At 39.7% G+C, this 26,704-nt stretch carries 14 protein-coding genes; 12 read left to right on the forward strand and 2 right to left on the reverse strand.

From position 1 onward, the window contains the following. Nucleotides 1-195 precede the first annotated feature (195 nt). The 6 genes from uvrB (at nt 196) to AC6CH1_RS01350 (ending at nt 9,853) form a co-directional block, all read left to right on the forward strand. Nucleotides 196-2,178, forward strand: a complete 1,983-nt coding sequence (uvrB, locus tag AC6CH1_RS01325) for an excinuclease ABC subunit UvrB (RefSeq protein ID WP_498316156.1) — start codon at nt 196-198, stop codon at nt 2,176-2,178. 5 nt (nt 2,179-2,183) lie between these two features. Continuing rightward, entirely contained in the window at nt 2,184-5,051 is a 2,868-nt protein-coding gene (gene uvrA, locus AC6CH1_RS01330; protein ID WP_498316157.1) for an excinuclease ABC subunit UvrA, read from the forward strand. 86 nt (nt 5,052-5,137) lie between these two features. Further along, a complete protein-coding gene (locus AC6CH1_RS01335; protein ID WP_427711221.1) occupies nt 5,138-6,352 on the forward strand; it encodes a DUF4097 family beta strand repeat-containing protein in 1,215 nt (404 codons plus the stop codon). 505 nt (nt 6,353-6,857) lie between these two features. Further along, the gene (ftsE, locus tag AC6CH1_RS01340; protein WP_008403596.1) at nt 6,858-7,544 is read left to right on the forward strand and encodes a cell division ATP-binding protein FtsE; all 687 of its coding nucleotides are present in this window, start codon (nt 6,858-6,860) and stop codon (nt 7,542-7,544) included. Next, nucleotides 7,534-8,430: a permease-like cell division protein FtsX gene (ftsX, locus tag AC6CH1_RS01345; RefSeq protein ID WP_251689746.1), complete on the forward strand. Its 897-nt coding sequence runs from the start codon at nt 7,534-7,536 to the stop codon at nt 8,428-8,430. Before ftsE ends, ftsX begins: the two co-directional genes overlap by 11 nt. A 121-nt stretch (nt 8,431-8,551) precedes the next feature. Further along, nucleotides 8,552-9,853 (forward strand): murein hydrolase activator EnvC family protein, encoded by a 1,302-nt coding sequence (locus AC6CH1_RS01350; protein WP_251689744.1) that lies wholly within the window; start codon nt 8,552-8,554, stop codon nt 9,851-9,853. Between the two features lie 24 nt (nt 9,854-9,877). Here the strand turns inward: AC6CH1_RS01350 and AC6CH1_RS01355 are convergent, their stop codons facing one another. After that, complete coding sequence (locus AC6CH1_RS01355; protein WP_498316158.1) at nt 9,878-11,575, reverse strand: sensor domain-containing diguanylate cyclase; 1,698 nt, start codon at nt 11,573-11,575, stop codon at nt 9,878-9,880. Nucleotides 11,576-11,600: 25 nt separating this feature from the next. Continuing rightward, a complete protein-coding gene (locus tag AC6CH1_RS01360) occupies nt 11,601-14,570 on the reverse strand; it encodes an EAL domain-containing protein (RefSeq protein WP_498316159.1) in 2,970 nt (989 codons plus the stop codon). Between the two features lie 390 nt (nt 14,571-14,960). Between AC6CH1_RS01360 and AC6CH1_RS01365 the strand changes: the two genes are divergently transcribed. The 6 genes from AC6CH1_RS01365 (at nt 14,961) to addA (ending at nt 26,695) form a co-directional block, all read left to right on the forward strand. Further along, nucleotides 14,961-15,533: a peroxiredoxin family protein gene (locus AC6CH1_RS01365; protein ID WP_251689740.1), complete on the forward strand. Its 573-nt coding sequence runs from the start codon at nt 14,961-14,963 to the stop codon at nt 15,531-15,533. A 118-nt stretch (nt 15,534-15,651) separates the two neighbouring features. Beyond that, nucleotides 15,652-17,079, forward strand: coding sequence for a S41 family peptidase (locus AC6CH1_RS01370; RefSeq protein WP_498316160.1), 1,428 nt, complete (start codon nt 15,652-15,654; stop codon nt 17,077-17,079). Between the two features lie 220 nt (nt 17,080-17,299). After that, nucleotides 17,300-18,469: a PDZ domain-containing protein gene (locus AC6CH1_RS01375; protein WP_251689736.1), complete on the forward strand. Its 1,170-nt coding sequence runs from the start codon at nt 17,300-17,302 to the stop codon at nt 18,467-18,469. Nucleotides 18,470-18,609: 140 nt separating this feature from the next. Beyond that, the gene (locus AC6CH1_RS01380) at nt 18,610-19,233 is read left to right on the forward strand and encodes a TVP38/TMEM64 family protein (RefSeq protein ID WP_251689734.1); all 624 of its coding nucleotides are present in this window, start codon (nt 18,610-18,612) and stop codon (nt 19,231-19,233) included. 126 nt (nt 19,234-19,359) lie between these two features. Further along, nucleotides 19,360-23,001 carry a helicase-exonuclease AddAB subunit AddB gene (addB, locus tag AC6CH1_RS01385; protein WP_498316161.1) on the forward strand — a complete coding sequence of 1,214 codons (3,642 nt, stop codon included), beginning with the start codon at nt 19,360-19,362 and terminating at the stop codon, nt 22,999-23,001. Continuing rightward, nucleotides 22,976-26,695 carry a helicase-exonuclease AddAB subunit AddA gene (addA, locus tag AC6CH1_RS01390; protein WP_498316162.1) on the forward strand — a complete coding sequence of 1,240 codons (3,720 nt, stop codon included), beginning with the start codon at nt 22,976-22,978 and terminating at the stop codon, nt 26,693-26,695. The genes addB and addA overlap by 26 nt, the downstream gene beginning before the upstream one ends. Nucleotides 26,696-26,704 lie beyond the last annotated feature (9 nt).

Consider the following 26,704-nt stretch of genomic DNA (forward strand, 5'->3'; position numbering starts at 1 on the left):
AATAACTGGTCCCAACCTTCAAATAAATCACCAAACTTTTCTAATACCCGCCACCAAAGTTCTAATAAAACCAGCCCATCCAAAAAGACACACAACTACATTAAATTCGAATGTACGTTCGCAATTTTATCGTAAATTAAAAACGGGTATGTTAAAATAGAAGATAATATAAGCGACAGAAAGGACAATCTGAATATGACAGAAACTTTTACAATAAAGTCCGCCTATCAGCCTGCCGGGGATCAGCCGGAAGCGATTAAACAGCTCATACAAGGGGTTAAAGAAGGCAAGCGTCACCAGACTTTGCTTGGGGCGACAGGTACGGGTAAAACATTTACGATTTCCAATGTAATTAAAGAAGTGAATAAACCGACGCTCGTGATGGCACACAATAAAACACTGGCCGGCCAATTATATAGTGAGTTTAAAGAATTTTTCCCGGACAATGCGGTTGAGTATTTCGTCAGCTATTATGACTATTTCCAGCCGGAAGCGTATGTACCGCAAACCGATACGTACATTGAAAAGGATTCCAGTATTAATGAAGAAATCGATAAATTGCGCCATTCGGCAACGACTGCGTTATTTGAACGGAAAGACGTCATTATTATCGCGTCCGTATCGTGTATTTACGGTCTCGGTAATCCGGAGGAATATCGTGAAATGGTCGTTTCCATCCGTACAGGGATGGAAATCGAGCGCAATCAGCTACTTCGGAAACTGGTCGACATTCAATATGAACGGAATGATATTAACTTTACACGCGGTACGTTCCGAGTACGCGGGGATGTTGTCGAAATTTTCCCGGCATCACGTGATGAGCACTGTATCCGTATTGAGTTTTTTGGTGATGAAGTCGACCGGATCCGTGAAGTGGATGCACTGACAGGCGAAATTTTAGGGGATCGTCAGCATGTAGCCATTTTCCCGGCATCCCACTTCGTAACACGCGAAGAAAAAATGAAAGTTGCCATTGAAAATATCGAAAAAGAGTTGGAGGAGCGTCTTGCCGTCCTGCGTTCGGAAGACCGTTTACTGGAAGCACAACGCTTGGAGCAACGGACAAATTACGATTTGGAAATGATGAAGGAAATGGGCTTCTGCTCAGGTATCGAAAACTATTCGCGCCATCTGACATTGCGTGAAGCAGGGGCAACGCCGTATACATTATTGGATTACTTCCCGGAAGACTTTTTGCTTGTCGTTGATGAAAGCCATGTTACATTACCGCAAGTACGTGGTATGTATAATGGAGACCAGGCACGTAAAGGGGTACTGGTCGAGCATGGCTTCCGTCTCCCGTCCGCATTGGATAACCGTCCGCTTATGTTTGACGAGTTTCAGTCAAAAGTAAGCCAGGCGATTTATGTGTCGGCAACACCGGGTCCATATGAATTAGAACATACACCGGATATGGTGGAGCAGATTATTCGTCCGACAGGGCTGCTTGATCCGACAATTGATATCCGTCCTATTGAAGGGCAGATTGATGACCTGATCGATGAAATTCATGAGCGCATCCGTCGTAATGAACGAACACTCGTCACGACATTAACGAAAAAAATGTCCGAAGATTTGTCGAGCTATTTAAAAGAAATGGGCTTGAAAGTCGAATACTTGCACTCGGAAATCAAAACGCTGGAGCGGATTGAGATTATCCGGGAGCTTCGTAAAGGAACATATGATGTGCTGATCGGCATTAACTTATTACGGGAAGGTCTTGATATTCCGGAAGTATCCCTTGTCGCGATTTTAGATGCGGACAAGGAAGGATTCCTCCGTTCCGAACGTTCACTCATTCAAACAATTGGACGTGCTGCACGTAACTCGAACGGACATGTCATTATGTATGCCAATAATATGACAGATTCGATGACAAAAGCGATCGGTGAAACGAAACGCCGTCGTGAAACTCAAATGGCATACAATGAAAAACATGGTATTACACCGAAAACTATTATTAAAAAGATTCCTGAAATTATCCGTGCTACACAAGCTGCGGAAGGGGAAGAAACATATATTACAAAAGTGACAGGCGGCAAAAAGCTGACGAAAAAAGAGCTGGAGAAGCTTGTTGAGACATTGCAAGTTGAAATGAAAGAAGCCGCAAAAGCGCTGGACTTTGAACGCGCGGCAGAACTACGTGACATGATATTTGAATTGAAAGCAGAAGGGTGAACAATGTGAAAAATACAGAAATTGTCGTACAAGGTGCACGAGCGCATAATTTAAAAAATATTGATGTCACAATTCCACGCGATAAAATTGTCGTTGTGACAGGGCTTTCAGGTTCCGGTAAATCATCACTGGCATTCGATACGATTTATGCGGAAGGGCAGCGTCGTTATGTCGAATCATTGTCTGCATATGCACGACAATTTTTAGGACAGATGGACAAGCCGGATGTCGATACAATTGAAGGTTTGTCACCGGCCATTTCGATCGACCAGAAGACGACGAGCCGAAACCCTCGCTCGACTGTCGGGACAGTAACGGAAATTTACGATTATTTGCGCCTGCTTTTTGCGCGTATCGGAAAACCGTACTGCCCGACACATGGGATTGAAATTACATCACAGACGGTTGAACAGATGGTTGACCGCCTGATGGAATATCCGGAGCGCACGAAAATGCAGCTGCTTGCTCCTGTTATTGAAGGGAAAAAAGGAACGCATGTAAAACTGCTTGAAGACTTGAAAAAACAAGGCTTTGTTCGTATCCGTGTAAACGGGGAACTGCGTGATCTCGATGACAATATCGAGCTGGATAAAAATAAAAAGCACACAATTGAAGTAGTTGTGGACCGTGTTGTCGTAAAAGAAGGCAATGAAACACGTTTAAGTGATTCCCTTGAAGCAGCGCTTAGAATTGCGGATGGCCGCGTTCTAGTCGATGTGATCGATCATGAGGAGCTGTTATTCAGTGAGCATCATGCATGTCCGCTATGCGGCTTTTCGATTGGTGAACTGGAGCCGCGCATGTTTTCATTCAACAGTCCATTCGGGGCCTGCCCTACATGTGACGGGTTGGGAAGTAAGGCAAAGGCCGATATCGACTTAGTCATTCACAACTGGGACTTAACGTTGCTTGAAAATGCGATTGCACCATGGGAATCCGTATCGTCCAACTACTACCCGCAGCTGTTGGCATCTGTATGCAAGCATTACAATATTCCAATGGATGTGCCGGTAAAAGATATTCCTAAAGAGAAAATGGATAAAATTTTATACGGTTCGGGTAAAGAGAAAATTTTATTCGAATATACGAATGACTATGGTAGTGTGCATAAGAAAAATATCGAATTTGAAGGTGTCATCGCGAATATCGAGCGCCGCTTTACAGATTCTTCTTCGGACTATGTTCGTGAATCGATGCAAAAGTACATGACTGAACAGCCTTGTGCTACTTGTAAAGGGCACCGTCTGAAAAAGGAAACGCTGGCAGTAAAAATTAAAGACCAGAATATTTCGGAAGCGACGCGTCACTCCATTCAGGAAATGTATGAGTTCTTTAGTTCAGTAGAATTAACAGAAAAAGAACGCCAGATTGCGAATTTAATTATTCGTGAAGTTATTGAACGACTGAAGTTCTTATTGGACGTTGGTTTAAATTATTTAACGCTTGCACGGTCTGCTGGAACATTATCCGGCGGGGAAGCACAGCGTATTCGACTGGCGACACAGATCGGCTCCCGTTTAACAGGCGTCCTTTATATTTTGGACGAGCCGTCAATCGGCCTGCACCAGCGTGACAATGACCGGTTAATTAATACACTTGTAAATATGCGTGACCTCGGTAATACATTAATTATCGTAGAGCATGATGAAGATACAATGATGGCAGCGGATCATTTAATCGATATCGGTCCGGGTGCCGGTGTACATGGTGGTCAAGTCATTGCGCAAGGGACACCAAAGCAAGTAATGAAAAACAAAGAGTCGATTACCGGCCAATATTTAAGCGGAAAGAAATTTATTCCGCTGCCGCTTGAACGCCGTAAATCAGATGGCCGAAAAATAAAGATTAAAGGTGCTTCTGAAAATAACTTGAAAAATGTCAGTGTCGATATTCCATTAGGGCAGTTCATCGCCGTTACAGGTGTGTCGGGTTCCGGGAAATCAACATTGGTAAATGAAATCTTATATAAGTCGCTCGCATCAAAACTGAACCGGGCAAAAGTGAAACCGGGTAAGCATAAAACAATAGAAGGTTTAGAACAGCTGGAGAAAGTAATCGATGTGGACCAATCGCCAATCGGCCGTACTCCGCGTTCAAACCCGGCAACGTATATTGGCGTATTCGATGATATTCGTGATGTTTTTGCGATGACGAATGAAGCAAAAGTGCGCGGCTATAAAAAAGGACGTTTTTCGTTTAATGTAAAAGGCGGACGTTGTGAAGCCTGCCGCGGAGATGGCATTATTAAAATCGAAATGCACTTCTTACCGGATGTTTATGTGCCGTGTGAAGTTTGTCACGGGAAGCGTTATAACCGTGAAACACTGGAAGTAAAATATAAAGATAAAAATATTTCCGACATTTTGGAGATGACGGTAGAAGATGCGTTGGAGTTTTTCGGGAACTTGCCAAAAATCCAGCGTAAACTGCAAACGATTGTCGATGTCGGTCTTGGTTATGTGAAGCTTGGTCAGCCGGCAACAACATTATCAGGCGGTGAAGCACAACGTGTAAAATTGGCGTCGGAATTGCATCGTCGTTCAACCGGCAAGTCATTTTATATTTTGGATGAGCCAACGACCGGTTTGCATGCCGATGATATTTCCCGTTTATTGATTGTACTGCAGCGTTTAGTTGAAAACGGGGAGACCGTGCTTGTTATTGAGCATAATCTTGATGTTATCAAAACTGCCGACCATATTATTGATTTAGGTCCTGAAGGCGGCGAAGGTGGCGGTACAATTTTAGCGACAGGTACACCGGAAAAAATTGCCGAAGTGAAAGAAAGTTATACAGGACGTTACTTAAAACCAATTCTGGACCGTGATCGTGAGCGTATGGAATCAAGAATTAAAGAAGCGCAAAATAAATAGATTGAAAAACTAAGAGCGCAAACGAAACTTTTCGTCCTCCCTCCCCGTATAATAACTATATACGAAGCAGAGGGAGGAATTTTTTTATGCAAGAAGAACGTAAACGCATTTTGAAATTAGTTGAAAGCGGTACAATTACGGCAGAAGAGGCGATTGTATTACTGGAAAAATTGTCGTCGGAAAAGGAATCCACTCCATCACAAGCAGCACCAATCGAGCAACCGGTTTTAGAAAAAAAGTATGAGGAAGAGCCGCATAAGGCAGAACCAGTATTTGAAGAACAAAAAGAAAAACGTAAAACATCAGGATTTGAAGATATTTTCGGCAAGTCATTTAACGATAAAGAATTCAATAAAAAAATGGACGAGTTTATGGGCGATATTAAGCAGGATTTATCGCAATTCAGCACACGCATGACAGGATTAGTCGGTGCAGCTTTGTCAAAGTTTAAAGAGCTTGATATCGATACACCGTTCGGAGAAAAAGTAGAATTCACAAAAACGTATGCTTACCCTGTAGCTGATGTTAAAGGGGTAGAGCTGGAAATCGCAAATGGTAAAGTCGATATTGTACGTGCTACGGATGATTTAGTTACTGTGAATGTGACAGGGAAAACACCGTTAAAAGGTACTGAGGAAGAAACGATTGCACAGGCAACAGAAAACATGTCGAAGCTGACAAATGACAAATTATTTATTCAGTCAACAAATAAATTTGCACAAGTGAAAGTACAAGTTGCTATTCCAGAAAAACATTATGATGTAGTCATTGCGAAATTATTAACAGGTAGCGTTTCAATCGAACATATCGACGCGAAGCTTGTTAAAGCGCGTACGCATAACGGTTTAATCCGTCTGGAAAATGCAACATTTGATCATGCAGAACTGCAAACGAGCAATGGTGCAGTAGAAGCCCGTCATATTAAAGGTGAAGATTTGGAAATCGGTACAGCCAATGGACGTATTTACGTTGATGGCGAATTAAATGAAGTCGAAGCTGAATCGATGAATGGACATGTTGTTATCACAACAACAAGTGCGGAAGCGCATAAAATCAAGGCACGTGCACTAGCAGGTTCAGTAGAAATTTATGTTCCGAAAACAGTCGCACTGGATGGTCAGGTTTTCTCAAACTTCGGAAAAGCAGATATCGGTTTAAGTGATGTACTGGTTACAGAAGAAGAGGAGCAATTCCTGTCAAAATCAGTCCGTTTCACAAAAGAACTGGAAGGTGCGAAACTCCTGAAATTAGTAGGGGAATCTCGCACAGGAACAGTACTAGTACGTTATACACTGCAATAGGCGTAGGATTTACCAGGGTTTCGGTAAACTCAAAGCAACAACAAACGCATTAATAAAATCAGGCATCCATCTTCTCATAAAGAATTTGGATGCTTTTAATTTTGTTTTCCGCCAAACCTCCAATTAAAAGTCACAAACTGCCGCATTCCTACATAGAAAAATGTAGTTTCTGAAAAACCACCCACAAATACCATAATAATCCAAATAATGAGAAGGGTTTTCACTGAAAACGTCGAATAATTAAAGATAGTGTAGAGTATTTTATTATATTAAGAACATTTCATACTTTAACAAATACATTACGAAAACCAAAAAATAAGTGTATTTCTATGAAAATTTGACGACAATTGATTTCTTTTAATGTTGTCATGGCGGTGCAGAGAGTTTGAAAACGAGGCGGGGCTTACATTGAAAAGAAAATGTAATAAAATTTGAGCCTGAAAATGCTATAATGGGTAAGACTAAAATTTAAAATACTAGATATTGAGCTTAGGTGGTTTCGTGAATGATTGAAATGAATAATGTAGTGAAGAAGTATCCTAATGGGGTCGTCGCCGCAAACGGGATTACGGTTCATATAAAAAAGGGTGAATTTGTGTATATAGTTGGCCCGAGTGGAGCAGGTAAATCGACATTTATTAAATTGATGTACCGTGAAGAAAAACCGACTTCCGGCGATGTCATCATTAATGGCATTAACTTGAGAACGCTAAAAAATAATCGCGTACCCCATTTACGCCGTCATCTTGGTGTCGTCTTCCAGGACTTTAAATTATTGCCGCGCTTAACAGTATATGAAAATGTAGCGTTCGCGATGGAAGTAATTGAAGAACAGCCAAGTGTCATTCGTAAACGGGTAATGGAAGTACTCGAACTGGTGGGATTAAAGCATAAAGTGCGAATGCTGCCGAATGAGCTGTCAGGTGGAGAACAGCAACGTGTTGCAATTGCCCGCTCGATTGTGAACCGTCCGAAAGTGATGATTGCGGACGAGCCTACAGGGAATTTAGACCCGGAAACATCGTGGGAAATTATGAATATTTTTGAGGAAATCAATCGCCAAGGTACGACGATTTTAATGGCAACACATAACCGTGAAATCGTAAATACTGTGCGTAAAAGAGTTATTGCCATTGAAGGCGGAATGATCGTCCGTGATGAGTACGGAGGTGACTACGGCTATGAAAACTAGAACAATTGCCCGTCATTTCCGTGAAAGTTTTAAATCATTAGGCCGTAACAGCTGGATGACACTCGCTTCAATCAGTGCTGTAACGGTCACATTATTATTGGTCGGTGTATTTGCAGCGATTATGATGAATTTAAACAAAGTCGCTTCCGATTTGGAAAACGATGTTGAAATTCGTGTCATGATCGATATTATTCCGGAAGCGGAAGAAGCGAAACTGGCAGAAGAACAGCTTCTTGACGAGATTCATAATATGCCGGATGTCGAGGAAGTTACATATTCTTCAAAAGAACAAGAATTAAGCAAGTTAATCAAAGATTTTGGCGATGAATTAAGTTTATTCGAACAGAACAACCCGTTATACAATGTATTGTATGTCAAAGCTGTCGATCCTTTGAAAACAGCTGATGTCGCAAAACAGATTGATAGCTTAGACAATACTTTTGAAGTAAAATATGGCGAGGGTAAAGTAGAAAAACTATTTAACTTCTTAGAAATCGCTCGTAATGTTGGACTCGTATTGATTTTAGGACTGCTGTTCACAGCGATGTTCTTAATCTCTAATACAATTCGCATTACGATTATTGCACGTAAAGATGAAATTGAAATTATGAAGCTTGTAGGGGCTACAAATTCTTTCGTCCGCATTCCATTTGTATTGGAAGGAATGTGGCTTGGTTTGATTGGATCTATTATTCCAGTCGCAGCCGTTACAATTGCTTATTACAATATTTATGATTTATTGGCACCTCGATTAAAAGGGGAATTATTCCAATTGTTAGAAGTAACACCACTTATGTACCAGGTGAACGGTTTAATTATTTTCATCGGGATGTTCATCGGTATATGGGGAAGTTTCATGTCAGTTCGTAAGTTTTTAAAAGTATAACTTCTTTCAGCGACTGTCACACATTGCCAAGGCAAAATTGACAATGACGAAAATAGTGGGAAGTGGCTCGTTTTGAGACAAAAAGAGCCACTCTTACCCATGCATTTAGGGGGAAAAGTTTTTGAAGAAGCTAACGACGCGTTCATTTAAAACAATTGCAGCAATACTTGCGCTAGTGCTATTTGTTCAAATACCGGCAGCATCTGCAGCAACATTAGATGAACTGAAAAAAGAGCGCAGTCAACTCGAAGCAGAAAAGAAAAACATTAATAAATCACTTGAACAAAAAACAAATGAGATTCAAACAAACCAAAACAGACAGCAAAAAATCATTTCACAACTAGAGCAACTTGGTGCTGAAATTAATGAAACGAACCATAAAATTGCCGTTGTTGAATTGGATATTGAAATTGCAAACGAAGAAATTTCTATTTTAGAAGATGAAATCGCAGAATTAAAAGAGAAGATCGAACAGCGAAATGAGCTATTGCGCGAACGTGCTCGCGCGATTCAGTCATCAGGTACAGTAAGTTACCTTGACGTATTGCTTGGAGCAAATAGTTTCGTAGACTTTATCGATCGTTTTTCTGCTGTAAGCACACTTATGGACGCTGACCGTCAAATTATGCGTGAGCAAAAAGAAGACCAGGAAAAGCTTGAAGTTCAAAAGCTGGAGCTTGTGAAGAAAAAAGAAAACCTTGAAGCGAATAAAGCGAAATTAAAAAGTTTGATGGCTTCATTAAATCAACAAAAGAAAGAAAAGAAAAAATTAGTAGCAGAGCTTGAAAAAGAAGAAGCGAAACTAAGATCTGAGAAAACAGAACTTAAAGCTGAATACGATGATAAAGTAGAATTAAGTAAAGAGCTGGAAGAGAAGTTTCTTAAAGAACAGCGCCGATTAGCGGAAGTTGCCCGTCAAAAGGCATTGGAAGCTGCGGCTGCTAAAAAGAAAAAACAAAACAGCAGTAGCAATAGTGCTGTAAGTTCCGGAAACTTGCCGGTTGTTTCGGCAGGAAATTGGACAAGACCTGCAGCAGGCCGTTTTACATCAGGGTTCGGCAGACGTGATATTGGTCCAATCGGAAGTAAAAATCACTTAGGAATTGACATTGCCAACTCAATCGGTACACCGGTTGTTGCAGCAGCGGATGGTGTTGTTTCGTATGTTGGTTCGATGAATGGTTACGGTAACGTAGTAATGGTTACTCACTCGATTGAAGGACAATTATTCACAACAACGTATGCCCATTTAAGCGGATTTAACACGAGTGTTGGGGCATCGGTTTCAAAAGGTCAGCAAATTGCACGACTTGGGAATTCAGGTAACTCAACAGGACCTCATGTACACTTTGAGATTCATGTCGGTGAATGGAACGGCAGTCGTTCAAACGCCGTAAACCCATTAAATTATATTTCACTGTAACATAGAGAAAAGACCAAACTTAAATTAAAGTTTGGTCTTTTTATTTGTGTACGAAGAAGGGTTGGGAGAGTTACCGTTATATAATTTATAGCAATTTTTCCCGCTTTCTTTAGCCTCGTATAAGGCAATATCTGCTTTTTTTATTAAACTGGATTCCGTAAAATTCAATTGACTAGATGCCGTTGCGATTCCCATGCTTGTTGTAACCGTTAAGGTATGCCCGTTCAGTTTCCATGGCTGCTGGATAGCGTGGTTGATTCTTTCTGCAATTTCTATTGCATTATAGCTTTGAATGTTTGAGAGTAGAATAACAAATTCATCTCCGCCTAATCTTGCTACCATGTCATGATCACGGATAGTTGATTTAATACGAGAACCAAATTCTTTAATAACCGCATCTCCTGTATCATGGCCATAAGTATCGTTAATCAGTTTGAAATGGTCAATATCTAAAAGTATTAGAGCAAGAGGTGTATTATTTGTTAGAAACTGCTCTTTTGCAAACGCAAATTGTTCTTTAAAAAATAAACGATTTGGAAGATCTGATAAACTATCGTGATAAGCAAAATATTTCAATTTGGATTCATATTCTCTTCTTAAGGTAATGTCTCTAGTGAGTACAACCAGATGCTGAAAAGTATTTTTTTGGTTGAACACCGGATTTCCGATGGATTCACACCAAATCATATCTCCTTTAGCATTTTTTTGTCTAAATTGAATAGTAAAAGGTTCACCTGAACTGATCGAATTACGGACAGTTTCTACTAAACGTTCTTGATCATCTGTATGGACATTATGAAGGAAACTTTTCTTAAGATATTCCTGATGGTAGTAACCTAATATATTTTTATAAGATGGGGAAACATATGTGATTTCTCCGTCTTTATTAACAAGTGTAATTAAGTCATGGGCGTTCTCTGCAATAATACGAAAACGTTTTTCACTTTCCTCCAGCTTGTTAATGCTTTGTAACTGTTCAGTGACATCTTTCAAAATTCCGTATAATCCAATGATTTTCTCATCGATGAAAAGCGGGATGATTTTAAAAATGATGTTAATTTGCTCGCCATTTTTATTTTTAAAGATTAAATCTCCACTTTGATTAGTTCCTTTAAGTGCTTCGTTTATCAAATTATCAAAGTTGCCTGTATCTTCTTTGTCTAATAACTCTTTAAGCGGTTTTCCAAATAATTCTTTTATTTTATAACCGGTAATATGTTCAGTCGCTTCATTTCCATCTGTAATATAACCCATTTTATTTAAAATAAAAATGCCGTCTGTATTATGAAAAAATAAAGAATGATAACGCTCATTACTTTCAGCCAGTCCACTTATCATTTCCATTGCATCTGAAAGCGCATTTCTTTCATGTGTAATATCGCGTACAACCGCTATGATTCGATCAACTTTACCTTTTTCATCATAAAAGGGACTTAAATCGGTTTCGGCATAATACTTCTTACCATTCTCTTCGTAAACATCTTCATAAGTATAACTTTTTTGACTTTCAACAACTTTGCTGTATTGCTTATATAAAAATACTGCCTTTTCCTTTGGTTCAATATCCATAATGCTTGAGCCAATAATCTGGTTAGACAAATTTAAACGTTTCATTGCAGCGGTATTAATAAACTGAAAACAAAAGTCATTGTTTACAACTTTAAGAATAAAGACCATATCTTTAATACCGTTCATTAAAACTTCTTGATAAAATTTCTCCATAAAAGTTCCCCTTGTTTTAACTGGACTAAAATTTATTTCTTCTGAAGTAAGTATGGGCATCTTCATAGATAAATTCAGTGTTTGGAATTTTTTCATTATTCCTAATTATGGTACTTAATTTATTAATAATAGAAGCTAATCGATTTTCCGTCAATTGATTCACTTTAATGGGTACTCCGTAAGAATAGACTTCCGCAAACTCTTCATTTATCCATCTTAACTCGCTATTTAATTCAAATTCCTCATCCAGAAGGGTGAAACTAATATGAAATTTCATATCCATATTGATGGGAAGTTTTAAATTTGATAATATATTCAAACCGCCAAGGCTTATATTTCTAATCAAAATAGGAGTTTTACCTAATTGGACCGGTTTACCGTTCAGTTCAACTATAGATAAGTTACCCGGTATAGGAAACGGGAATTCCAGTCGGAAAAACTTTCTTCGCTCTTCAATAATTTGCGTAGTATTTGATTTTAGCGGTTTTAAATAGCCACTTACTAGAAATTTTTCAAATTGATCGATTTTAACGGGTTTTGAAAATAGGTAACCTTGAATAATGTCACAATCAATTTGTTTCAGGAAATTTAATTGTTCAAGTTCTTCTACACCTTCAGCAACGATATTTAATTCCAACAATTTCCCTAAGTGTAATGTAGCCGAGATGATGGCATTATCAATTTCATTTTTGTAATGGATATTTTGAATAAATAGTTTATCTATTTTGATTGTGTCGGGTTTAAATTGACGTATCGAAGCAAGTGAGGCATAGCCTGTACCAAAATCGTCAATGGCAATTCGTATACCCATCTCTTTTAGCCGTTGAATAATGGAGTAAGTTCCTATTTCGGAATTTACTATCGTATTTTCAGTAATTTCAAATTCAAGAAATTGTGGTTCAATTTGATACTTCTCAATTTGAGCTTTAACAAAATCAAATAAATCGGTTTTCATAAATCGAATTGGTGGAATATTTATAGCAATCGGTTTAAGGGGCAGTCCTTTTTCCTTCCACTCATATAGATAAAGACAGACTTTTTCAATGACCCAATCGGTAATTATATTAATCATATGGTTTTCTTCCGCAAGTGGAATAAATTCTCCCGGAGAAATCATACCCCACTCTTTATGATTCCAGCGTATTAATGCTTCAGCTCCATATAGTTTTCCATGTTTCGGTTCAACTTGGGGCTGAAAGTATAATTCAAACTCTTCATTTATAATTGCTTTACGCATGTCTCGACCTAAAACATATTTTTTATAAGAAGAAATGTCCGCTAAATGAGAGGAGAGTTGATAGGTGTTTCGGCCTTCTTTTTTGGCTTGATAGAGGGCTGTATGTGCATTTTCCAATAAAACATTTTTCTCTTTACCTTCCTCTGGGAAAAAGGTAATGCCAATACTGGTAGAAATATTTATTTCATAGCCTTGAATGATAAAAGGCTCGCAAATTTTATTGATAATGTTTTTGGCTAACTCGTACACGTTTTCTTTGTCGTCATAATTTTTAAAAATCATTATGAAATCGTTACTGCTTAAACGTGCTAAATAGCCGTCTTTCGGCAACAGTTTGCCAAAGTTATTGGCAATAAACTTCAATGCCTGGTCACCGATTGAATAGCCTAATGAACCGTTAATAATATTAAAGCGATCTAAATCTAAACAGAGAACTGCAAAACCTTCATCATATTTACACATATTATCGAGTTGTTCAAAGAGTGATTTCTGATTGGGAAGTCCTGTTAGTGCATCGTAATTTGCTAAATAATCTAGTTGTGCTTTCAGTTCCATTTCTTGAGTAATATCTGTAATTAGTCCAAAAACATATGAAATTTCCCCGTGTATATTGATTTCCGGGACCACTTCTTCCAAAAGCCATTTAATTTTGCCGCTTCCACTAATAAATTGGTATATAGTTTGTAAACTTTCTCCAGCCTCTACTTTTTTTATCGCACTATCTAGTTGGGAAACAGAATTTGGATGGACCATTTCATACCAAGTATCCGGATTATCGTACAATTTAGAGATTGGAATATCGACTATAGTTTCCAATCCTTTAGAGGCAAATACAAAACTCCCGTCACTGGCATCGCGAACCCAAATACCCGAGGAAAGATTATTGAAGATTTTTTTGTAGTTTTCGTTTTGTTTTACTATTTGATTCTCCAGTTCTATTTGCTGAGTTATATCCCTAATAACACCGATAATTTTATAAGGTTTTTGATCCTCAAATAATACTTCAGCACGAACTTTAATAAACTTTATCTCGTTAGTCTTACCGTGATAAATCCTAAATTGATTTGTATAGTTTTTTCCAAATTTAATTGCTTCATTAATTTTTTGATAGGCATGTTCGTAATCATCTGGATGAACTAACATATAAGGATCACCCATATGCATATATATATCAGGTTCTAGTCCAAAGATATGATAAAAGTTTTCTGAACAAAATAAATGATCGTTTTCAATTAAATACTCCCAGCTTCCTATTTTTGCAATCTGCTGGGCATGCTTTAAATGATTTTTATGTGATTCCAACTGTTCCGTTAAAATAATCTGATCCGAAACATCAATAGCGCTTAAATAAACTCCCTCTACTACTTGATCAATTGTTATAGGGATTAAAGTTAGGGCTAGCCTTGATTTTTGATTGTTATTATTTTTTATTTCAATCATGCACTTTTCGGAATTGCCACTTAATGTTTGTTTGAAAACATCCGATAAAATTTTAAATGTAGGTTCAGTTAAAACAGTTTGGAAATCCTTTAATGTATTTACCGTTTTTCCAAAAAAAGAACTTACTCTTTTATTATCTGAAGTGACTATTTCTGCATTATTTGAAAAGATAAAAATAAAGTCAGGATGATTATCTACAATAGATGTAAAGTAATTTAACAGCTCATTATTTTCCGTTTTGATATTAGCATAATTTTGGATAGACTCACTCTTAGAAAAAAATTGTTTAAATTTATTTATTTTATTATCATTATTCATAAAATCCCCCTTTAAATTCTTGATTTAACGATACGACCTGTATACAAATAGTATTGATAAAAAACTCTGCAATAAAACGAATTAATATGCCTGTTATTTATTAAGTATATGTACATATAAAAATTCAAAAATTCAACTGTCTAATAGGCTTCCATTGATGATTACGGGACTATTGTATTAAGACTATGTATTCAGAACAAAATATGTATATTTTAAATACCCGTTTTTTATAATAAATAATCACATTTGGTAAAATAAAATTTATATAGGTTTTTAAATGATTCATTAGATTAATAAATCAATGACGATTCAAAAGAAGTTTTTCAGTTTGAATAATTACCTGAAACTTATGATAATGTACTAAGAGGAAGAAATAGTGGGGTGATGTTGATGAAAAAAAATATTGGAATCGGTATTATTTTAGTGCTTGTCATCACAATGCTTGGCACTTACATAAAAGCTGAAATCAATCAAAGTACGGCAATCAACGAAAATGCAATAGGAAAAGAAGTTGAACTGGGCGAAGAAGTGGGCCTCGAAAAAGGTCAGTTTGCACCGGATTTTACATTATATAATTTACAAGGCGAGCCACTGACACTTTCTGAGCTGAGAGGAAAGCGGGTCGTGCTGAATTTCTGGGCAACGTGGTGTCCGCCTTGCGAAGCTGAAATGCCGCATATGCAAAAATACTACGAAAAATACCGTGAAGAAGACAATGTGGAAATTGTCGGTGTCAATATGACGTATGCAAACGAAAAACTGGAGCGTGTGGAGCAGTTTTTAAAAAGCTATGAGATCACATTCCCTATCGTACTGGAACAAACAGAAGCAGTCGCCTATCAATATGAAATTATAACAATGCCGACAACGTACATGATTGATACAGAAGGGAAAATACAAAAGCAAATCATTGGCCCGCTGGATTTGGATGCATTGCGTGAAAATGTCATGCAACTAGATTAAGCTTGGAGAATGCGCAGACCGCCATCTTAAATATCTTCATTTTGTGACGTTTAAATTCGACTTTATAAGTATGATTCTTTCATTCGCTTCATAAATTTTATGGAACGGAGGAGAATTCGTGCGGAAAAGTCGGATTTTTTTATTAATTGTTGTAATGGTGTGTATCGGTGTAATTGTTTATGGTGTTATGAAAATCAATGCGCAGCCAAAAGAGGAACAGGCGGGTTTTGCGGTAGTCAATGAACTGCATGAGTTAATTACGAGCGAATCAGTTTATGATGTCAACTCTGAAAAATTGGTGGAAGGTGCACTGCGAGGGATGGCAAATGCAATAAATGACCCCTACAGTACTTATTATTCGGAGCAAGAAGCAGCATTACATAAACAGACGCTCGCAAGTGAACGAATCGGCATTGGTGTGGAATTGGCAGAAGCAAATGGTAAGATTATCGTCGTAGCTCCTATTAAAGCATCGCCTGCAGAAAAAGCGGGTATTCGACCATTGGATGAGCTTATACAAATTAATGAAGTGCGACTTGACGGAAAATCTATGGGGGAAGTTCGTAAGCTGATGTATGGTAAGGAAGGGGAAGCTGTGGAGCTTGTCATTTATCGACCGGAAATGGATCAGCATTTAAAGTTAGTCATGAAAAGAGAACGTTTGAAAAATGATACGGTGGAAGCAGAAGTTCTCGAAGTAGAAGGGAGAAAACTTGGCTATATAACGATCAATCTTTTTGGTGAAAAAACAGCAGACGAATGGAAAGAGGCTCTTGATGAGGTAATTAAGGAGGAAGTGGAAGGTTTAATTATTGATGTGCGGGACAATCCAGGTGGCTATTTACATAGTGTTGCCCAAATGATGAGCATGTTCGAGCAAAAAGAAAAAATCTTTGCGTATATGCAAAATCATGATGGTGTAACAGAGCCACTGAAAACAAAGAAAGTGGAACAGTTCCAGCCTTACGCAAATTGGTTGCGTGACACGCCTTTAACTCTTATCCAAAATGAAGGAAGCGCATCAGCCAGTGAAGTGTTTGCAGGTGCCCTACAGGACTGGAAACGTTCGGTCATTATTGGAGTGACAAGCTTCGGTAAAGGAACGGTCCAACAAACATGGGATCTTCAAAACGGCGGAGAAGTAAAGTTATCAACGAACAAATGGCTTACCCCTTCTAAAAAGTGGATCCATGATGTAGGAATAGAGCCGGATGTCGAAGTGACACAGCATCCTCTTTACAGTGTGGAAACAAAAATACTGAAAGGGCGCTATGAAGAGGGAGAATACAGTGAAGAAATTGCCTACAGCCAGCGTATTTTAAGTGAGCTGGGCTACGCTATCAGCCGGACAGATGGATTCTTTGATAAGGATACAGCACAGGAAGTAGAAAGCTTCAGACACAAGCATGATATTGCAGAAGGAAGCTATATGGATGAAGTATTTTTCAATGAATTAACGAAAGAACTGCAAACATTCAAACAGTCGAAAGTTAACGACATGCAGCTGCAGATGGCGATTAGTTATATTATGCATCAGTTTGAATAAGGGATAGTGGAAAAGATATTGAAAGCTCGTTTCTTAACGAAATGGGCTTTTTTTATTTGATTAACATTTTATTTAAAAGCGATCTGAAAAAATTCCACCTTATTTACCTCCTCCATAAATCTCCGAATCTTCCACCATGCCTTTATTTCATTTCCGGTACAAATGGGACTACGCATTCCGTAAAGGATTTGGTACAATTATTCGTACGGTAGGTGAGAATATGGATGGAACAGTTTTGATTGAAATTTTAAAAGGGATTGGCCGATTTTTTATAAATCCTTTGTTTTATATCGCCATCATTTCCGCAGTTTATTTAGGATATCGCCGAGTGAAGCGCGAACGAAGGTATTTTAACCGACGGATACTAGGTGGCTGGTCCGAGCTGAAAAATATGCTTGCGATGGGCTTTATGCTGTCCGTTATTATTTCCTTATTTAGTCTTGTAATAGGCTTAACAGTATCACTCGAATTATTGACAATTGTATTTATTGTAAGTTTCGTAGGTTTGATCATTTATATGTATCAATTATTATCGCCGGCAATTGTTATGGCGGTTGCTTTTTGCGGAATCGTTTGGATGCAATGGCAAGATTGGTCATATACAATCGGAACTATTGAATTGGCAGGGAGAAATGTTACGGACGATCTTGTTATGACCGTTCCGATTATGACAGGACTCTTGCTGATGGCAGAAGGAATTTTAATTCGCCGGTATGGTGCCCGTTTTGCTTCACCGATTGTTGAGAAAACAAAGCGTGGATTAAATGGAATAGGCTATTTTAGTAAACAGCTTTGGATTTTGCCTGTCTTTACGATTATTCCAGGTGAAGGCATTCAAAATTTTGCGCCTTATTGGCCACAGTTTACGGTCGGAGCAGAACAGTTTTCGATCATCGTTTTCCCGTTTATTATCGGATTCCAGCAAATGGTGCGTCAAAAGCTGCCGATGAATGTTTATCCTCAAATGGGACGTTCAATTATTATGATCGGGCAATTTGTGCTGATCGTCGGATTGGCTGCATATTTTCTGCCGGTACTTGGTGCTGCTGCATTAGCATTAGGTGCGATTTCACGCACAATTATCGGCATTCATTATAGTCGTTCAGAAGACCGCAATAGTTATGCTGTTGTACGGAGTGATAAAGGTGTGATGATTGCCGGCATTTTACCGGATTCTCCTGCAGAGAAAATGGGACTTGTTGCAGGTGAGATTATTAAGCGTGTAAATGGACAAGATGTTTTTACAGAAGAAGATTTGTATAAAGCATTGCAGATCAATGCTGCCCATTGTCGTTTGGAAGTGCTTGATCATTCAGGCGAATTGCGTCTTGCCCAGCATGTTGTCCATCGTGATGATAATCACAAAATCGGGTTATTAGTTGTTAGTTAATTTCAAAAGAATCTCGGTAATACGAGGTTCTTTTTTTTGGCTGAAACGGGTATAAACAAATTATGTTAAGATTAAATTGTACTAGACAGCATTGGATAACTTCAGGAATTTTTATCGTTTTTGGTAGGGGTGATTGATTTATGTTAGATTGGCTGACAATCGATAATTTAGAAACAATTGTAGAGAAATATAAGTTATTAGGTCCTTTTTTCGGAATTTTATTAACATTTTTAGAATCATTTATACCGATATTGCCGCTGTTCGTAATAATTATTGCCAATGCCGCAGCATACGGTTTATTTTGGGGATTTTTACTGTCTTGGCTTGGAACGGTAGCAGGATCATACATGTTCTTCCTCATGATTCGCATGTTCGGAAAGTACCGTCTCTTCCGCCGGATTAAAGAACAGAAACAAGTAAAAAAACTGATTAACTGGGTGGATATTAGAGGATTTACCCCATTGTTTGTGCTGCTGTGCCTGCCGTTTACACCTGTTGTTGTTGTCAATACTGTTGCGGGTTTATCCAATATTAAAAAGAAGTATTATTTTTTGACACTCCTTATTTCAAAACCCATTTTAATCTTTTTAATTAGCTATTTAGGCAGTGATTTGCGTGATATTTTAACCTCTCCTGTAAAACTTATTATTTCAGCTGTCATTATTTTAATCATTTGGGGAATCGGAAAATTGATTGAACATATTTTAAATAAGCGTGTGGAAAGAGATTTGCGAGAGATTGGAAAGCTACGAAAACATAAATAAATTCTACGAGTCTTGTCTTTTAACAAATTGTGAAAAGACAGGGCTTTTTTGTATGATTGCAATTAATGCGCGAACATGTATTCTTATATTATAATAGAAGAAAGAAATAAAAGTGAGGTGGGATTTGTGACGTTACGAGTTATATCAGGACGGGCAGGCACGGGAAAAACAACATTGATTCACCGTGAGATTGTTGAAGATTTAAAAACAAATATATTTGGACATCCAATTTTTTTATTAGTTCCTGACCAAATGTCGTTTACAGCGGAATATGAGCTGACGACGAATTATGACATTGAAGGAATGATGCGTGCACAGGTAATGACATTCAAACGGCTTGCCTGGTTTGTGCTGCAAAATGAAGGCGGTATCGCCCACGAACGCATTGACGGCACAGGGTACCGCATGCTGTTGCGACGTATTTTGGAAGAACATCAGGAAGAATTCCTACTATTTAAACGAGCGGCAGGTAAACCTGGTTTTACGAAGGAAGTCGAGCAGATTTTAAAGGAATTCAGTCAATATCATATCGATGTGGAAACAATTGACCCGCTAATCGAATCATTAAAATTAAACGGTGCAAGTGAAGTACTGCTTCATAAATTGCATGATCTGAATATTATTTTAAAGCAGTTGCATGAGCGAATCGGGACTGAATATATTGATGGCGATGGCTATTTTCCGCTGTTAATTGAGCGCATTCCGAAAATGGAAAGCTTGCGCGATACCCACATCTATTTGGATGGGTTTGTTTCATTTAACGGACAGGAATTTGCCATTTTAAAAGAGCTTCTTATTTATGCAAAGCGTGTCACAATTGTTCTCCCGATGGAAAACCCAGAAATGGATGTACTCGAAGGATCGGTATTTTACAGAGCTGCGGTGACGTACGACAAAATAAAGAATGAGCTGCAAAAATTACGTTTCGAACGAGGAATTGATATTGAAGAGGAGGCGCGTGTTCATTTAGAAGTAAACTACCGTGCGACAAATCGGGATTTACTGCATATTGAACATTGCTTCGACAAAATTACGGATACACCAGTCGAATCAACGGGACATACGAAAATATTGGAAGGTGTAAACCCGCGCGCAGAAGTGCAAGGTATTGCCCAGGAAATTAAACAGCTCGTTCTGGAAAAGGGGCTTCGCTATAAAGATATCGGGATAATGTACCGCCAGGCGGATGTATATGATGCGATTATTGGAACGACCTTTACCCAATACGAAATTCCGTTTTTCTCAAATGAGAAGCGTGCGATGCTTTACCATCCGCTTATCGAATTCAGTCGATCCGTACTGGAGATTATTACGACAAACTGGAAATACGAGCCGGTTTTCAGAAGTATTAAAACCGATTTGTTTTTCCCTTACGGAGCCAATTTAGTCGCAATGCGTGACAGAGCGGATATTTTAGAAAACTTCGTCATCGCAAAAGGAATTGTCCATGACCGCTGGATGAAAGATGAAGTATGGCATTATCGCCGTTTTAAATCACTGGAAAAAGTAAATGCCGTTCAGACAGAGGACGAGCTGGAGCATGAGCAACTTTTAAAATCCGTCCGTGACTTAATCCGGGAGCCGGTACTGGCATTGCAGAACCGGTTGAAAGGCAAAAAAACAGGCCGTGAAATTGTAGTGGCACTGTATGAGTTTATGGAGCGGCTTGATATTTATAAGAAGCTGCTAAAAATGCAGGAACAGGAAGAGCAGGCCGATTCACTCCATCAGTCATTGGAGCATGAACAGGCTTGGAATGGCTGGATCCATATTTTGGAGCAATTTGACCTTATGTTCGGTGATAAAATTATGCCGTTGGAAGAAGTAGCGCAAATTTTGGATGAAGGCTTTGAAACAATTGAGTTTGCAAGTGTCCCGCCGACATTGGATGAAGTGACTGTTTCGACTGTCGAGTTTGCACGTTTTGACAATAAAAAGGCAATTTTCGTAATCGGTGTTAACGACGGAGTATACCCGATGCGTATGGAAGCGGGAGGACTGCTGTCTGATGACGAGCGTGAAACATTTGAGAAAATCGATGTGGAATTGGCCCCGGGTATAAAAAGCAGGCTTCTGCAGGAAAGTTTCCTATTTTACCGGGCGATTTCTTCATCGACACAATATTTATATATTACGTATGCAAATGCAGACGAGGAAAGTAAAAGCAAGCTTCCATCGCTTTATATTAACCGCCTGCACAGCATGTTTGAGATTACCGAAAACCAGGGTACTCCCGAGGAAAAAACGGTTCGCACACTGCCACATCGGCAAATTGCAATGGACCCACTTGATGAACTCCAAAAAGATAATGTGCTCAATTATTTACAGCATCCGTCACCGGCAATCGGCTTCTTAATGACCCAGCTGAAGCAGGCACAGCACGAGCGACGTCCGCTTACCGAAGAATGGGCGGCGTTAAAAGCATTTTATGAACGGGAACAGCGATGGAAAGATGTACTGAATATCGTGGAAAAACCTTTGTATACGACGAATGAAGCAGAACCGCTAACGGAAGACGTAGCGACAGCATTGTACGGGGAAGACTTTTTGGCAAGTGTATCGCGTATTGAGCGCTTTTACAGCTGTCCATATTCACATTTTGCATCCTATGGACTGAAACTGCAGGAGCGTACGGAATTCAAGCTGGAAACATTCGCGATGGGCGATCTGTTCCATGAGGCAATCCGGACAATTTTATCCGAGAAAGAGCCATCGATCCCGCTTACGACATATGTAGCGTGCTATAAAAAGGCGGATGAAACCATTTCAAAACTGGCGGATTATTTCTCGTACAGTATTTTAAAAAGCAGTCACCGCTTTGAATATATTAAAACGAAACTTGTGAAAATCGTGGCACGTACAATTTATGCGCTCATTAATCAAAGTGAGCTGTCGAAGTTTAAAGCGATTGCCCATGAAAAGCCGTTTGGGAAGCGCGACGACAAAAATACGGAACAGGATGACCGCAACCCGCTGGAAGCATTGAAAATCGATCTGGAACATAACCGGAAAATGTATGTACGCGGGCAAATTGACCGTATTGATGCATATAAAGATGCGGAAAATCTGTATTTGCGTGTTATTGATTATAAATCTAGCGGTCGCAAGCTTGATTTTACCGAAGTATATAACGGGATTTCGCTGCAGCTGTTGACATATTTAGATGTAGCGATGAAAAATATTCCGATTATCGCACGTGAAGGAAAGTTCATCCAGGACTTATCGGAGCTGGAGAATATCATTGTCCAGGCGGCTGGGATGTTCTATCTGCATGTGCATAATCCGCTAATTCCTACAGAAGATTATGAGCAGTATGATCGCGTGGAAAGTTTACGTCAGGAGAAGTTCAAGTTAAGCGGCTATATGGTAAAGGATGTGGAAGTGGCGCAACTGATGGACAAGTCACTTGAGCCGAGTAAAACATCCATTATCGTACCGGCAGCGTTTAAAAGCGGAGAGAACCCTGAATTTAACAGCCGTTCCTCAAAAGTGATCGAACAAGACCAGATGGAAAACCTGCAGGAATTTGTACACTATAAATTCCGTCAGGCGGGCAATGAAATTTACCGTGGTAATACAGAAATTAAGCCGTACAGCCTGGGCAATCAAAAAGCTTGTACGTATTGCAGTTTTAAGTCGGTTTGCCAGTTCGACCAGTCGGAAACAGGCAACAGCTTTAATGAAATCAAGAAACAGCCGGAACAGGAAGTATTTGAAAATATTAAAAAGGTGGTATGTGCAGATGACAATTCCAGAGAAGCCGAGTGATGTTCAATGGACAGATGTGCAGTGGAAAGCCATCTACGCATCCGGTCATGACATATTAGTATCCGCAGCGGCCGGTTCAGGAAAAACGGCCGTATTGATCGAGCGACTGATCCAAAAGATATTAGCGCCTGAAGACAAGCGCATAGATGTTGATGAGCTGCTCGTCGTAACGTTTACAAATGCCTCGGCTGCGGAAATGCGCAACCGTATGGCAGAAGCGCTCGAAAAGGAGCTTGCCCAAAATCCGAGCAACCAATTTCTGCGCCGTCAGTTAAGTTTATTGAACAAAGCGCAAATCTCCACGCTGCATTCATTCTGTTTATCAATTTGCCGTGAATTTGCATACACCATTGATTTGGACCCGGGTTTCCGTCTGGCAAGTACAGAGGAAGCTTCGTTATTGCAGGATGATGTGCTGATGGATGTGCTTGAAAAGGCATACCGGGGCGATATGGAAACTTTGTTCACAAAAGAGGAACTTTACACATTAGTCGACAGCTTTGCATCTGACCGCAGTGACCAGGCGATTGAACTGTTGCTGCAAGAAATGTATAAAGTATCGCGTGTACAGCCAAACCCGTATGAATGGCTGCGCGCATTGCCGGAGAAATACGATATTGATCCGGAAAGTCCTATTGATGACCTGGTTATTGCGCAGGAAGTCCGACCGTTTATTATCGGAAGCCTGAAAGAAATCGCCACTCGTCTTGAAAAAGGGTTGCAAATCGTGTCTGTTACACCTGTTTTAGAGAAAAACAAGCCATTGTTTGAAGCTGAATATACAGGGGTTAAGCATGTACTTGAAGCAATGGAGGGAGGCTCATGGGAACAGGCATATGAGCTGATCCCTGCAGTCGAGTTTGGACGCATCAAGCCGTTGACGAAAAAGGATACCGAGGAAGATAAGCAATATTATGCGTTAGCGAAAAATCATCGTGATACGGCAAAAGAAATGCTGACGGATTTAAAGGAAACATTTTTTGCGCGTCATCCGAAGTTGTATGTCCAGGAAATGGCGGCGACGAAGCCAATTTTGGAAACGCTCGTAAAACTGACGATTGAATACAGTGAAGCGTTTAAAAAGGCGAAGCAAGAGCGCGGCCTGCTTGATTTTTCAGATTTGGAGCATTATGCACTCGAAATTTTGACAGATGAAGAAAGCACGTCAACACCACCCCAGCCATCTGATGTGGCATTGAATTTCCAGAAGCGTTTCAAAGAAGTGCTTGTTGATGAATATCAGGATGTCAATTTCCTGCAGGAAACAATTTTGCAGCTTGTGAAAAACGGCGGTGAGCAGGACGGGAATATGTTTATGGTCGGTGATGTAAAGCAATCAATCTACGCGTTTCGTCTTGCAGAGCCACGTCTTTTCCTTGATAAATATAAGCGCTTTGAAGAGAACCCGTCCGGAACAGGGATGAAAATTGATTTGAATGCCAATTTCCGCAGTCGTTCGGAAGTTCTGGAAGGTACGAACTATGTATTTGGGCAAATAATGGACGAAGAAGTTGGCGAAATTGCGTACGATGAACAGGCAAAACTTAAATTCGGGGCGAGCTATGATGAGCAACAAGTACCGATTGAATTAGTTTTACTGGAAGGGGATTCGAAAGCACAAATCATTCCGGGAAGTGAAGATGGTTCCGAGGAAGAAAGCATCAGCGCGGCACAGCAGGAAGCACGCTACATTATCCAGCGCATCCGTGATTTAGTCGATCATGGCGGACAAGTGTACAATCCGAAAACGAAATCGATGCGCCCTGTCAGCTACCGCGATATTGTCGTATTGATGCGTTCTCGCACATGGTATACGACGTTTGCAGAGGAATTCAAATTGGCCGGCCTGCCGCTCTATGCCGAAACGGACGGCGGTTATTTTGAATCTCTTGAAGTGATGATTATGATCAACACATTAAAAGTCATCGACAACCCGTATCAGGATATACCGCTCGCTTCTGTACTGCGTGCACCGTTTATCGGTTTAACGGAAAACGAACTGGCGAAAATCCGTTTAATTAACGGGAAAGTACCTTTTTATGAGGCATTGAAGCAGTATAAAGAAGAAGCAGCGGGTGACATGCCAATCGAAACAGAGGCTAAGCTTGATAAGTTCTTTACGATGCATCAAAAATGGCGCCAGTTCTCCCGTCACGGGGCATTGGCCGATTTAGTATGGCAAGTGTATTTAGATACGAATTATTATGAAATGGTCGGTGCAATGGCGAACGGCAAGCAGCGCCAGGCGAACTTACGGGCACTGCATGACCGTGCATTAAGCTATGAAAAATCTTCATTCCGCGGATTATTCCGCTTCCTGCGATTTATCGACCGGATGAGTTCACGTGGAGATGATTTAGGAATTGCGAAGTCGACGAGTGAAGCAGACGATGTCGTCACATTGCTCACAATCCATAAATCAAAAGGATTAGAATATCCAGTCGTATTTGTAGCGGGCATGAGCCGTACATTCAATACGAAAGATTTAGGCAGCCGCTATATTTTCGATCAGGATTTCGGGTTGGCAATTAAATCGGTGAATCCGGATTTAAATATTATTTCGACTTCTTTACCGCATTTATATGTGAAGGAGAAAAAGCTTGCGAAGATGAAGGCAGAAGAAATGCGCGTCTTATATGTGGCGATGACCCGTGCAAAAGAGCGTCTCATTTTAGTCGGCTCGATTAAAGATTGGGAAAAGCAGAAGGAAGAATGGGCATTTTATCAGGAATTGGAGGATACAGTGCTCCCTGCATACATTCGTTCAAAAGCGAACAGCTATTTAAGCTGGGTCGGTCCAGCTGTTGCACGTCATAATGATTTCCTGTTTGCCGATTACGGCTATTCGAATGAAGCGGCAACAACGAAAGAATGGACTGTACGCATCATTCCAAATCGTGACTACTTGCTTGCCAATGAAGCGGAAACGGAGGAGCATGTAGTGGTTGAACAGGCAGTGAATGAAGATATGGTTCAGCTGCTGGCGAAACGTTTCACGACACCGTATCCATATGCAAATGCGGTTACGAAGAAATCAAAAACGTCGGTATCGGAGCAGAAGCGTCTTGAAAGTTTGCAGCGGATGGAAGAAGAGCAGCTTTACAATATGGAAGCGAAGCGCTATGTAAAAACCGATGTACCAAGCTTTATGCTGAAAGGGAAAAAAGAACGCAAGCTTTCGGCAACCGAAGTCGGTACAGCTGTCCATGCCGTTATGCAGCATATCCCGCAACAAGGGTTTACAACGATGGAAGAGACGGAAAGTTATATCCAATCGCTTGTAAAACGTAAGCTGTTGCAGCAAATTGAAGCTGATGCAGTTTCAGCGGAAAAAGTATTTGCCTTTTTCCAAACAGAAGTCGGTGAGCGTTTTAAAAAGGCGAAGCAAGTACTAAGAGAAGAACCGTTTACCCTTAGTTTGAAAGATCAGGAAGGGGATGCCCAAATTGTACAGGGGGTCATCGACTGTATTTTTGAAGATGAACAGGGTAATTGGGTACTTCTGGATTATAAAACGGACTATATCGAACAGTATTTATTAGGCGATTTTGAGAAAATTAAACAAAAAATGACAAAGTCGTACCAAATTCAATTAAACTATTATCAGCATGCTGTCCAATCAATTAAGCGTATTCAAATAAACGAACGCATTTTATATTTATACAGTATTGGACAAGAAGTGAAAATAGATTAGGGGGATGGA

Source organism: Solibacillus sp. GQ1, assembly GCF_059758555.1.

What these genes read in the sequence shown, in the direction of transcription:
- uvrB (WP_498316156.1), top strand. Translation starts at nt 196, where the DNA reads ATGACAGAAACTTTTACAATAAAGTCCGCCTATCAGCCTGCCGGGGAT.
- AC6CH1_RS01335 (WP_427711221.1), top strand. Translation starts at nt 5,138, where the DNA reads ATGCAAGAAGAACGTAAACGCATTTTGAAATTAGTTGAAAGCGGTACA.
- ftsE (WP_008403596.1), top strand. Translation starts at nt 6,858, where the DNA reads ATGATTGAAATGAATAATGTAGTGAAGAAGTATCCTAATGGGGTCGTC.
- ftsX (WP_251689746.1), top strand. Translation starts at nt 7,534, where the DNA reads ATGAAAACTAGAACAATTGCCCGTCATTTCCGTGAAAGTTTTAAATCA.
- AC6CH1_RS01355 (WP_498316158.1), bottom strand. Translation starts at nt 11,575, where the DNA reads ATGGAGAAATTTTATCAAGAAGTTTTAATGAACGGTATTAAAGATATG.
- AC6CH1_RS01360 (WP_498316159.1), bottom strand. Translation starts at nt 14,570, where the DNA reads ATGAATAATGATAATAAAATAAATAAATTTAAACAATTTTTTTCTAAG.
- AC6CH1_RS01365 (WP_251689740.1), top strand. Translation starts at nt 14,961, where the DNA reads ATGAAAAAAAATATTGGAATCGGTATTATTTTAGTGCTTGTCATCACA.
- AC6CH1_RS01375 (WP_251689736.1), top strand. Translation starts at nt 17,300, where the DNA reads ATGGATGGAACAGTTTTGATTGAAATTTTAAAAGGGATTGGCCGATTT.
- AC6CH1_RS01380 (WP_251689734.1), top strand. Translation starts at nt 18,610, where the DNA reads ATGTTAGATTGGCTGACAATCGATAATTTAGAAACAATTGTAGAGAAA.
- addA (WP_498316162.1), top strand. Translation starts at nt 22,976, where the DNA reads ATGACAATTCCAGAGAAGCCGAGTGATGTTCAATGGACAGATGTGCAG.